The 13,228-nt window shown below is 28.7% G+C and carries 5 protein-coding genes; 1 reads left to right on the top strand and 4 read right to left on the bottom strand.

Annotated features, from left to right (window positions below; genetic code table 11):
- Window positions 1-65 precede the first annotated feature (65 nt).
- The 3 genes from M6G78_RS04720 to M6G78_RS04710 all read right to left on the bottom strand — a co-directional run bounded on the left by M6G78_RS04720 (window position 66) and on the right by M6G78_RS04710 (window position 11,697).
- Window positions 66-989, bottom strand: a complete 924-nt coding sequence (locus M6G78_RS04720; RefSeq protein WP_253229750.1) for a DUF6560 family protein — start codon at window positions 987-989, stop codon at window positions 66-68.
- Between the two features lie 110 nt (window positions 990-1,099).
- Window positions 1,100-2,035 carry a DUF6560 family protein gene (locus M6G78_RS04715; RefSeq protein WP_253229749.1) on the bottom strand — a complete coding sequence of 312 codons (936 nt, stop codon included), beginning with the start codon at window positions 2,033-2,035 and terminating at the stop codon, window positions 1,100-1,102.
- Between the two features lie 23 nt (window positions 2,036-2,058).
- A complete protein-coding gene (locus M6G78_RS04710) occupies window positions 2,059-11,697 on the bottom strand; it encodes a DNRLRE domain-containing protein (RefSeq protein ID WP_253229748.1) in 9,639 nt (3,212 codons plus the stop codon).
- A 231-nt stretch (window positions 11,698-11,928) separates the two neighbouring features.
- Between M6G78_RS04710 and M6G78_RS04705 the strand changes: the two genes are divergently transcribed.
- Window positions 11,929-12,648 (top strand): MerR family transcriptional regulator, encoded by a 720-nt coding sequence (locus M6G78_RS04705; protein WP_253229747.1) that lies wholly within the window; start codon window positions 11,929-11,931, stop codon window positions 12,646-12,648.
- 22 nt (window positions 12,649-12,670) lie between these two features.
- Here the strand turns inward: M6G78_RS04705 and M6G78_RS04700 are convergent, their stop codons facing one another.
- The gene (locus tag M6G78_RS04700; protein WP_253229746.1) at window positions 12,671-13,093 is read right to left on the bottom strand and encodes a PPC domain-containing DNA-binding protein; all 423 of its coding nucleotides are present in this window, start codon (window positions 13,091-13,093) and stop codon (window positions 12,671-12,673) included.
- Window positions 13,094-13,228: the final 135 nt, after the last annotated feature.

Below are 13,228 nucleotides of genomic sequence, written 5' to 3'. Positions count from 1 at the left end.
TAAACAATCTCATATTTGTTTATAATGGCACTATTTACCTAGTCTAAATATATCAAAAATAATACCTATTTAAGCATATTATAAGTATCAAAATCAGAACTTTTTATTAAAACACCGCTTTCTTCCGCTTGTTTTAAAAAAATATCTACATTTTCATCTTTCTCTCTGGAAAAAGTAGCAAATTGTGAAGGAGTATCATCTTTCATGTATATTTCTATAATATCAGGATGATTATGTATTTTTTCAATATCGCTCATTTTACAATATTTTTTAGCATGCGGTGGTTTTATTAATATAATCGTATCCTTTTTAACAATAATTTTTGTAAAGTACTCTTGTATAGCTAATAATATAAATACAAAAAACATTATCGCTGCTATACTACAAATTATAAATATATCTCTTGGTGAACCACCAAGAGCTAACAAAAAACCACCAATAAGCGGAATAGTCATTATTAAAGCAACAATTAAACTAATAAGATTTTTTTTTTCTTCTTTCTTCTTTTTGACAGTATATTCTTTTACATTTTCTTTAATGGATGATTTCCCCTGATTTTTCCTTTCTACCTCATTTCTTATATCATCGTATAATCTGTTAAAGTTATTATCACTTGAATCTATGGAAAATATCTTTTTTCCTTCCATAAACACATTTACGTTGCTGTTCCATTTTCCGTCGGTAAATGTATAATCAGATATATCATTAAAATAATATTCTTTTTCTCTAAAGAACATATTTCTTACCTTTAATCTATCCCTTGTTACTGTTATTTTAAAGCTTACTCTGTTCCACAGCGTTCCGAAAAATAAGCCGAATATTCCCACAAAGAGTACTATGTATAATATCTTTTCTCCTGCAATTCCTTTACTTATAACCTGATATATATAAGTACAACCTCCGTATAAAAGTAACATACTTACTATACCAAGTATTATCATCAATCCTTTTGAAGAAGAGACGGTATAAATATCTTTGTTTTCACTCAATTTATTCTTTTCCCTTTCCATTACAAATATAGTTCTTATTTTATTCTTTAAATCAACCTATTCTTATATAATTAAAACCTCTCAATTTTTATTTCAACATATTAAAATCATTAAAAACCGATTTTTTTTATCATAACACCACTTTCTTCTGCTTGTTTTAAAAATATATCAACATTTTTATATTGCTCTTTATCTGTTGAAAAAGAAGTAAATTTTGAAAAAAATGTATAATCTTTCATATATATTTCTATATGATCAGGATAATGATATATTTTTTCAATATCGCTCATTTTACGATATTTCTTTTTAAACGGAGGTTTTATTAATATTATTGAATCTCCTTTAACTATTATTTTTGTAAATAATGACAATATGAAAAACAAAGCTAATATAAATAAATATATAGAAAATAATATACAAAACTTTAATATAGATGGATAACCTTCTCCGAGAGGAAAAATTATAAGCCATATAAATGCAGCATATAATATAAAATAAACAATTCCCTTTTTAAGCTCCTTTTTGTTGTCCTCTTTTACTCCTTCTACAGTATATTCTTTTACATTTTCTTTAATGGATGATTTCCCCTGATTTTTCCTTTCTACCTCATTTTTTATGTCACCGTATAATCTATTAAAGTTATTATCACTTGAATCTATGGAAAATATCTTTTTTTCTTCCATAAACACATTTACGTTGCTGTTCCATTTTCCGTAGGTAAATGTATAATCAGATATATCATTAAAATAATATTCTTTTTCTCTAAAGAACATATTTCTTACCTTTAATTTATCCCTTGTTACTGTTATTTTAAAGCTTACTCTGTTCCACAATGTTCCGAAAAATAAGCCGAATATTCCCACAAAGAGTACTATGTATAATATCTTTTCTCCTGCAATTCCTTTACTTATAACCTGATATATATAAGTACAACCTCCGTATAAAAGTAACATACTTACTATACCAAGTATTATCATCAATCCTTTTGAAGAAGAGACAATATATGTCTCTTCTTTCATTCTATTTTCAATGTTTATATTGTTCATTTTAATACCTCTCTTTCTTTTTTTTACCACCATTTGAATCTGCCTATAAAACGGACGACTCTTCTTTTTACGGATGTTGCTATTTTTTTAACTGTCTTTTTTACAACGGTTCTAGCTTTTTTTATAACCTTTTTTGCCGTTCTAACCACAGCTTTGGCTTTTTTCCTTACGGTATGATACACTTTTTTTGCTTTTCTCACTATTTTTTTTACAGTTTTTTTAACTTTTTTCTTTATTTTTTTTGCTGTTTTGACAATTTTTTTCTTGACTGTTTTTGCTGTTGCTTTTATTTTGCTGACTTGATTTTTTACTGTTTTCTTTACTGCTTTGGCAACAGGTTCTGAACTTTCCAATCCCGTTGCAATATCCGAAGCTTTAATTTTTGAAGGGTTTGATTTATTTACACTGTCTACGACACCACCCCAAAATGTACTTGTTCCCGATACAAAAGCCGAAGTGGCAGCTTGTCCCCAATTAATCTTTTTATTTTTAAACCCGACTCCATGTTGATCCATAAACTGATTAGAAATATCTAGACCCAATCCACCCCCTGCATTTATGACAACTTGAGCAGTTATTGATTTTGCAAAAATTTTAAATGAACCAATCCCTCCTGTTAACGCTCCTATTCCTATTCCTGCACCAGTTTTTGCTATAACCTTTTCCCATTGAACCTCTCGTAGTCCTTTTCCCTCCAAAACAGTTTGGGTTATTATTTCTTGAGCAAAGGAAGTTACGCCGCCTATTATTGCTCCGATTAATATTTGAGGCATATTACCGTCTATGTCAACATATGTAATCGGATTACCCTGACAGTAGGCATATAAGTTAAGACTTAGCGGATCGTCAAGCTCTCCCCTGTAGCTGTCCATGGAGATAAATCTTCCTGTTGTAGGGTCATAGTATCTGCTTGACAAATAGAATAACCCCGTGCTTTCGTCATATACCGCTCCCGTAAAAGTAATTTCGTTATAAAAGTCTTTGTCTCCTCTTTTTACAGGCTCTCCGTATATATCATAAGCATATACAAGTTTGTAGCTTCCGTCAGGAGCCGCTACGGATACGGTGCTTCCTTTTAAATCAAGATTATAAATATAATATCCTTCACTTCTCTTTGAAGAAATAATGCTTCCATCCGGTGCAACGACATTTTGAGATGTTATTGTTCTGTTCTCGGTTCCGCTTGAATCAGTTGTAATTTTATAAGTATATAAAACAGCATCATTTACAACAAAATAATATGTTTTTTCACCGTTAACGTCCTTTTCTATTCTCTCTCCTGCACCATTATACTTATTAATTGTCGTATCTGTAGTATTATTTTTTGTATCGGTAATTATAGTTTTCAGTAACTGCCCTTCTTCATCATAGCTGTTTAAAGTAACTTTTTCATGCTCGATGTCATTTTCTTTTATCATATTTCCGTCGGCATCATATTCATATGTTACCTTATCTTTTCCGCTGTCTTTGTCCTTAATGGCGGTTAAGAAATTCAAACCATCTTCATCATAAACATAAAGACTTGTTTTATTATTCTTTGTTACGCTTTTAATATTTCCTATTGTGTCATATGTATATGATGTTGTCATATATAAGTTTTCTGAATTTATGTTCCCATCGGTATTTTCATCATAAGAAGAAGTTATTTCATACTCTTTTACATCTTTTATTCTGTTTAATTCATCATAAGAGTAATCTCTTCTTATATGATATATACCGTCTGCTTGTATATGTTTTGACAACCGATCTTCGGAATCATCATCAGTATTTTCTTCATCCGCAAAAGCCGCAACCTCATTGGTATTGCACATTTCTTCACTTATTATATTACTGTTTTTATCATATGCATATTTATAATATTCCGTAGGCTCTTGCTTCGTACTATCCTTAATATTTATTGAGGTATATCTTCCGAATTTATCATATGCATAAGTTTTTTCTATGAAATCATTATTGTTTCTGTAATCTTCAATCTTATTTACACGATTATCACCTGCATAATAATATTTCCTTATAAGACTGCCTTTGCTTGAAGAATCTTCGCTTGAATATACTTTTTCAAGTCTGTCGTATTTCCCATATTCATAAGTTACTTTTTTAATGCTTATATCATTCGGATATGTAATTGAAGTTAAATTTTCTTCTATGTCATAAGAATATACAACATAATTTACATTTACATAATTCCCTTCGCTGTCTTTTTCAGGCTCTTCTCCTTCATAATAGTGAGTAAGTCTTTTCAGTGCATCATATTTATAAAGAGCAACTCTTTCCAGTGTTCCGTTTTTATAATCTTTTCTTGATGTCATTTCTCCGAAATTATCATATGTATATGTACTATAGTTTATATCTTCACCTTCATCATTCTTTTTGGTAACAGATTTAATCATACTGTTCATATCGTCATATTCATAATAAACGGTTCCGCTGCTTGTTGTCTGTGTAAGCATATTTCCGTTTTGGTCATATGTATATAAAGTTTCGATTTTTTTATCGTCTTCTTTATCATAACCATGGTCGGTCTCTCTTACTACGTTACCGTTAGCGTCTTCTTCGGTTTCACTGACTTGTCCTTCACTGTTCAAAGTTCTCGTAATTGTATTTCCCGTAGCCTTTTGTACAATATCATATGTATGATTTGTTACATTTTTTGCATTGCTTCCTTCAACCGTAGGAAGAATTACCTTTGTAACTTGCGAATTTGTATCATATGCAAACGTCGTTATATTACCTTTAGGGTCCGTCGATTCTATATTATTTCCAAGAGAATCATACTTATAACTATATACAATAGTATCTTTATCACTTATTTTATATGCATTTAATTCTTCACTCCAAACAGGATTAGCTATATTTTTCGTATTATTTCCGTTTTTATCATATGTGGCAATAACGATTGTTCCATTATGGATATTATCATTATTCAAATCATCTTGACCTATAATGTATGACTCTATAACTTCGCCATTTTTGTTATATTTAAATGAAGTTACATTTCCTTTGCTTATGTTTTTAACCACATTCCCCGCTTTATCTCTGTAAATTACGGAAGTTACTTCCCCGTCAGGATTCTTTTGTGTTTCTACATATGCTTTATCGTAATAAACGGTACCGCTCGGGAAATATACCTCAACATCTTCAACAGAATAATTTACAGTCCATTTTTTAGAAAATTCACCTAATCTAACTTGTTTAGATATAATTCTGTTAACATTGTCATATTCATAAATTGTCTCTCTGCCTTCTCTGTCTTTCTCTCTTGTTAGATTACCATTTTTATCATATTCATAAATTTCATCTACATATTCGCTTTTATCAATATTATCAATACTTTCACTTTTCTTTGTATAATAAATTGTTCTGATTTCTCTATCTAATGCGTCATAAACATGTTCAGTCACATATCCTCTTGCATCTCTTTCCAGTATCAATCTTCCATATATATCATATTTATTTTCGGTTTTATCAGTAGATGTATTTTTAGCAGTACTTCCTGCAATAGTTTCTTCTGATATAATATTTCCCATTTCATCATATGTATAATAGGTTGTATCCGTAACGTTTCCATCAATACTGTTTTCTTCTTTTATAACCTGACCATTATCATTATATGTAGAAACAATTTTATCTTTTGAATCATTATCTGTCATTTCTACCAAGTTACCTTTAGAATCATACTTGTAACTTTCGCTCATAGATTTGTCATTGTCATAACTTATTTTCATTTCAGTAGGGTTTGTATCATTATTTGCGCTGTTATCATTATAGCTGTATTTTGTTATATTCCCTTCACTATCGCTTTCTTTAACAATATTACCTTTACTGTCTGCAATCTTACCTACAATTGTATTGTTATCTGCTATATCATCATATTCTGTTGTATTTTTTACTTCTTCGCTTTTTTGTCTTATTACTCCGTTTTCATCTACATCATAAGAAGTAACATTTAATGTATTCTCTCTTTCTAATCCTCCTATATATGTACTTTGGCTTTCTTCTCCCAAAATATCTTTAGAATAAATAATGTTACCATCGACATTGTATCTAACTTTGCTTTCACCAATTTTTGTATTTGGGTTAAATATATTTGATAATATCCCATCATTATTTACATATATTTCTTCAACTGTTTCATTATAAGTTTGTAAGTCTCCGCTTTCTCCATTATCTCTTTTATATATATATTTTTTCATATCCCCATTTGGATATTGAACACTTTCAACTCTATCTCTGTCTTCTCCTTGGGAATAATATCCAACATCATATTCATATCCATTAGGATCAATAATTTTACTTAGTTGACCATCTGCATAATCATATGAATATTCTATATAAGGTTCTTCAGAAACTTCATTTTCATATAATGAAGATTTGATAAGAATATCATCTGAATTATATTTATATTTTACAACTTGTCCGCTTGGAAGGGTCGCTGATTGAATTAAATCACTTTGCTCCTCTCCGATAGTATAATCAAAAGTAATTCTCGAACGACGCTTACTGTCTGTATTATTAATTTCTTCTAATGTTTTCCCATTATAGTTTTCTACTTCTGATAATTGCCCTCTTTCATTATATTTAAAGTCAACTTGATTGTTATTTGTATCTTTAACACTTAATATTTGAGAAGACCTATTAAATGTATATGTTATTTTATCCGAAGTTTCTATTATGTAAACTACATCTATTACTTCGCTAAAATCACCATCTTTATCTTTATCTTCAAAGTCTAATTTTTCAACTTTCTTTAAATGTACATAAATTCCTAATGGACTTTTATAGTGAGTATAAATTTCTTTTACTTTATTGGTTTTTTCGTCTTTTATTTCTTCAATTGCTTTATCTGAATTTATTTTAAGGAAATTATAAATTGTACCGCTTCCATCCTTAAAAACCATTCCCTGCTCATCGCCATATTCGTTATATGTTGAAAGAAGTATAGGATTAAAACTAAAATCCCATCCATAACCCATTGGTGTCTTAGATGTTGAAAGAGAATTATAAGTCCTTGTAAGTTCTATATCAAGTTCTTTTCCTTTTACATATGCATCACTTTGATTATATACAAAATTTCCTAAACTTTGTTCAATATATCCTATTCCAGTTGAGGTTGTAAATTCATTATATCCCCAATAATCTTTTATACCAAGACGTTTTGTATACTCATTCATAGATGGCAAAATAACAGCTTTAGAGTTATTTCCACTACTTTTTCTTACATGGCCATTAAAATCTTTTACAGCTTTAACTTTATAGTAAAAACGTTTCCCTGATACCTCTGCACTTCTTGCTGTAATACCTTCATTATTATTTGCATTGTTAAACTCATCTATAGGAGTATAATTATCATACCAATAATCTTCTTTAACTCCCTCTTGAACACGTTCGGTCGTATTTGGATTAAAATCAGGGGTAGTGCTCCTATATATTTCATAAGTTACATTATCATCTTCTTTTGCAACATTTTCCCAACTTATTTTTGTTTTATAATTAAGTTGAGGAACTGCCATTATATTTTTAGGATTATACTTATTCATCATATCAATTTTAAGTATATCTGAACTTGTACCTTTTAAAATAATGTTTACAGAATTAATTGCAGGCTTATCTTTTCCGTTAGATTTTAAAACTGCTTTAAATTCTAAAGAATCTAAATTGAGAGAGTTTAAAATATAACCTTCTGCGTCACCTCCAAGATAATATTCTTCATTATTATTTACTTTTATATATTCGTTGTCATTTAATTTCAAATAATATTCTATACTACATCCTTGAGGTATATTATCATCTGATATTACTTTCAAAGAAAGACCATTTTCAGCAAAAGTATTTATAGCAGAATTTTTTATAATATATTCGCCTTCAGTAGTATTATTTAAAGTAATCATATTATCTGATTTAATTGTATTTTTTAATTCCTCATCATTTGTGGTAATACTGTCGTATAGATTATATTCATAGGTTTGAGCAGAATATTTTTTTTGATCCGTAGAATTATCACGAACTAAAACACTATGAGTACTATCATCTGAATATTTTTCTATATCTGAAAAATCAAATTTACCATTTTTATCTTTTAAAACTTTATGTCCATCTACAAAATAATCAAGATTGGAAGAATTATATTCTTTACCATCTAAAGATTTAACATTAATTAATGCTTTTTCATCGTCAATTAATACAATTTCTCCATCTGCAGTATTAGTTTTCTCTATTTTAAAATCTGCATCATGATTAATAACCTCTTTTTTTTCTACAACAAATGTTTTTTCAGATATATTTCCACATTTATCTGTAGCTTTAACTTTTATTGTGAACTTATTTCCAACCGGATATAATTCCTTATCTTTTAAATTAATAACTCCGATTGTTCCTTCTATATTATTTCTCTCTTTTGTATTGTTTATCTTTTTTATAAGAGTAAAATCATTAATTGCAGGACTTTCACCTTTTGCAACAAATATTTCATATGTATCTAAATATTCATCTGAAATACTACCTTTGATAAATAAAATATCAATAAATTTTGAATTCGTAAGTGGTGATTCAATATCAATATTAGGAGATGTATTATCAACAGTATATTTTACTTCTCTTGTCGTACCATATATTCCATCACTATCAACAGCTCTAAAGTAGACAATATTATCCCCCTCTTCAAGACCGTTTAAATTTAATTCTACAAATTTTTCATCATATTTTGTTGCATCATCAACATTAGGGTTTGAATTATTTATTGTAATCCATGAATTATCTTTATTATTAATAGCATATTCTATATGATCAACTTTTTTTATGCCTTCATCACCTTTAACCCAACTATAGTTTAATTTAACTTTAGAATTTAATCCTCCAAAATAATTTTCAAAACTTATAATAGGAGTAGGTGGTGGATTTGATATACTAACATTTCTTATTTGTTCAGATTTATTTCCTGCCATATCAAAAACAACAACTTTAATTTGATATTTCCCCTCATCAAATTCCGTTGTATTTAGATTGTATGTATCAAGACTTTCACTTAATAATTTTTCATTTTTTTGTTGATCGATTATGTATACTCTTTTTTCACCAATATTTCCGCTACCAGTTGTATTATCACTGGCTTCATATGAAATCGGAACAATACCTTTCAAAATTTTATTTTCTTGTGGCGATATTATATTTAAATTTGGTGCTACATTATCTTTATTATATACTATTTGTCCTTCATCAAATCCAACATTATCAGAAGAGTAAAATCTTATAATAATTTTATATTTACCATCAGGAAGAGTGGCAAATTTTTCAAATAAACTATTAATTTTATACCTATCATATTTTTTAGGATATATAGTTTTTCCATCTTCAAATTCTAAATTTTTTTCTGAAAATCCTTCAATAGAGCTACCGTCTGCTTTTACAATATTTGCAGTTATTTTTCCTAAATCAAGCTCTTTATCAGAATCTTTATAATTAACATCCCATGATATAAATATATTATTGTTATCGTTATTTACCCAAGGATTATCTTTGATATTGGATATAAGACCATTTTCTTCTTTAATGTCAGGTAAAACCATATTAGATATTAAATGTTCGTCACTTTGAACAACACTTGAGGTATTACCTGCTTTATCAACTGCAGATATTTTTACATATACATTTTGATTTGGCTCTACATTTTCAAACGTATATGTATTCTTATTTGTAGTAAAAATATTTTGAATTACGTTTCCATCCTGTCCATAAAGAATAATATTATATTTTCCTATACCCGATGGATTTGTACCAGAATCAACACTCGAAGCATATGTTACTTTTAGTTTTGCGGTATTTGAATCAGATGAACTCCTTGATGAACTAAGTTTTATATTACTCACTGGTTTGGGTGCAGTTTTATCTATATAAATATAGCAATATGTTCCGCTTCCTTTATTTCCGCCTTTATCAATCCCCCTTACACCAATAGCATATCTTCCCTCACTCCATTTTGATGTAGTAGCCGCCGGTACAGTAAAGGTACCGCTTGCCGCTACGGAGCCTACGGAAGAATAAGCTTTCAGCTCAGTTGCATTATCAAATACATTATCAGCACCATATTTTATATATCTTGACTGTACGGCTTCAAGGCAATTGCTTTTTATTCCGCTCCATTTTATGGTTAAATCAGTCCCCTTTTTTAAATATATCGTATTTGAAGAATTTACCGTTACCGTTGCTTTTGCAGGCGGTTTTGGAGAAGGAACCGTATATGTTACGGAAAGAGTAGGTCTTTTAGATGATGTCGATGATCTCGTCCCGTGAAATGAATTATAATTCTTTGTAGAAGAACTTTCTACACTGGCTTTTAAAAGAATACCATAATTTGCTTGAGTACCTTTTGCCCACTCTTGTACAAGTTTTGTAATATTTAGTGAATGTGCAGAACTTGCATTACTTAATTTTTTTGAAGCATAAACAGTAGCCGCATACTTAGGTCTTGTATTCCATGTTACTTCTCCAAGAGCCCAAGATGAAGTATTTTTATGAACTTCTAATGTTGAAAACGGAGATCCATTTGATAGTTCATATAGTTTAAGATTTGCGTTTGTTACATAATTCCCTTTTATTTTTGCTTGTAATTCAGGAAATTTTATAAGAGTTCTACATATTTTATCAGTTGATCCATAACCTATCGGCATTTTTCTTATGGTACTTACATAAAAATTAGATGTAGGATATCCGCTTTCAATATATACATCTTTAACACCGTTTGTAGCTTTTGCAGTATATGTAGGATCAATGATTACAGGATAAACTCTATCCTTACTTTCCAAATAATCTTTTGAAACCGTTAGTGTTAAAATATATGTATCAGTTCCTTCCTCGCTTTTTTCAATAGAATACTTTAGATCTTCACTATATCCACCATTTTCACTGCTGTCTGTCATATAAGGAGTAAGAATTGCACCTACTTCTTCTTTAGGATTATCTTTATCATAGAAAATAACACCACCAACTTCAGGAATGCGAGGAATCATTCCGCTACATTCTATTTTATATGTAAATATATTCTTATCAGTGGGTTTATTTATAATTATATTTTCTTTAATTCCGTTATCTATTGGAATATATTCCATATCAATATTTTCATCGTCACTGCCATATACAATTTTTGTATTCTTTTCTTCTTTTTCGTAATATATTCCTTCTACAGTTTCTTTTTTAAGCTCACCCTTTGTTTCTTCTTTAGAAACTTCTTTTTCAAAAACAGGATAAAATTTTACTTCATTATTGTCCTTATCCTGAATACTTATTGGGACATCAGATGCTAAATCTTCAGGAAGCTTGATATCTACCATACCTTCTTTGTTAGTATATTTATAATTATCCATAACACTTCGTTTTCTTCTTATAGGCATTGTTACAATAGAATTATCATAATCGATATATTCTCCTTGTTCATTTTTATATCGTACATCAGATGTATACATATCGATCGTTCTTGTTCCATCTTCATTTTCATAAACAGTATAATCTTCGCTTTTTTCAATTACATCACTTTGCCTTGAAGTTTCTTTAGGAAGTTCTGTATTTTCTTTTGCACTGACAACTGGTGCATAACCTAAAAGTACAACTTCAAGAAACATCATAAACGCTAAAGTTGTTGAAATAAGTTTGTTAGATAATTTTGTATTCATCCCTCTTCTCCTTATCATATAATTTTATTATTTTCATCATTTTATTTTTATATTTTTTTCACATAAATTTCATATAATTAAAATAGCACCTTGCTAAATCCTTTACAATAGATTTAAGACTTTCTTAATATTTATTTAATTACTTGATAAGAAAATAATATAAAATAATATAAAAAACACTTGCTCGTTACCCAAGGTAATATTGTAGTCTTTCACTAAGGAGGTGATACTATGTCATTATATACAACCGGAGAAATAGCAAATCTAGCAAATGTATCAGTAAGAACAATTCAATATTATGATAAAAAAGGAATTTTAAAACCTGTTAAGTTAAGCGAAGGAGGGAGAAGATTATATGATGAAGAAAGTCTTAAAGATTTAAATTTAATATGCCTTTTAAAATCAATCGGACTTTCTCTTACGCAAATCAAAGAAATAATAGAAACAGATATTAAAGACGAACTAATATTAGACATATTGGATGAACAAACAAAAATATTAAAAAAAGAAGAAAAAGATATATTACAAAAATTAAATTCTATAAAATTAATAAAAAACTTTGTTTTAGACAAAAAGAATCTTCCGGTAAATTCACTTAAAGACATAGAAACTATAATGAAAAGAAATAATCAGTTAAAAAAGGTCCATATTAATATGGTTATAATCGGAATCATAATGAACATTATTCTTATTGGAACAATTTTACTCTGGATAATAAAAGGAATATGGATTCCTTTCATTCCCATAATGATTATTGTAATCATTCTCGGTCTAATATCCTTTAGACTATATTATAACAATACTTTATATATATGCCCTAAGTGTAAAGAACTATTTAAACCAACAGTTTTTAAATTTTTATTTTCTTATCATACACCAAAAACAAGAAAACTAACATGTCCTAAATGTCATTACATTGGATATATGATAGAAACATATGACGACAAATAAAAAAGGAGTGCATGCACTCCTTTTATAAAAACTTATATAAATTAAGTCCTGTTTCTTCATCATATTCTCTTTCAACTTTTCCGTCAATTATATTTAAAGTAATTTCACTGGTTGCAGAAATATAACATTCATTTAAGTGTCCGCCAAACACCTGCATATCTTTATTGCAAAGTGTTATATGAACATGAAGATATACTTCATCATCAAAAGTTGAAATATTCCCTATAAGTGAAGTAATTTCCATAGCTTCTTCATATGAAGTCCTATGATAAACTTTCTGCTCAGTATCATAAAGTCCTATACTTACTTTATTTGCCGCCCCAAGACCAACAAAGCTACCAAGTTTGATATTTTCTTTTCTGCATAAATCGGTAATGGAAGATATTACTTCATCTCCTTTGTTAAGTCTTATAATATACTTATCTTTAAATTTTCTAAATTCCATATAATTGCCTCCTCAGACAAAATATTTATTTAAATTCATTATAATCTTTTGACAGATAAATCACAAGCAAAGAGCCTTTTTTTAATATATATTTAATATTTTACAAAGAAATTTTATCCATTTATTGCAATATAT

The sequence above is a fragment of the Anaerofustis sp. NSJ-163 genome, assembly GCF_024135845.1.
GTDB classification, from domain to species: domain Bacteria; phylum Bacillota; class Clostridia; order Eubacteriales; family Anaerofustaceae; genus Anaerofustis; species Anaerofustis butyriciformans.
Note: the sequence above shows the minus strand (reverse complement) of the source record. Positions and strands in the feature narration are given on the sequence as shown.

Excerpts from the sequence above, each read along its gene's own strand:
- M6G78_RS04715 (WP_253229749.1), bottom strand. The coding sequence starts at position 2,035 with ATGAACAATATAAACATTGAAAATAGAATGAAAGAAGAGACATATATT.
- M6G78_RS04710 (WP_253229748.1), bottom strand. The coding sequence starts at position 11,697 with ATGAATACAAAATTATCTAACAAACTTATTTCAACAACTTTAGCGTTT.
- M6G78_RS04705 (WP_253229747.1), top strand. The coding sequence starts at position 11,929 with ATGTCATTATATACAACCGGAGAAATAGCAAATCTAGCAAATGTATCA.
- M6G78_RS04700 (WP_253229746.1), bottom strand. The coding sequence starts at position 13,093 with ATGGAATTTAGAAAATTTAAAGATAAGTATATTATAAGACTTAACAAA.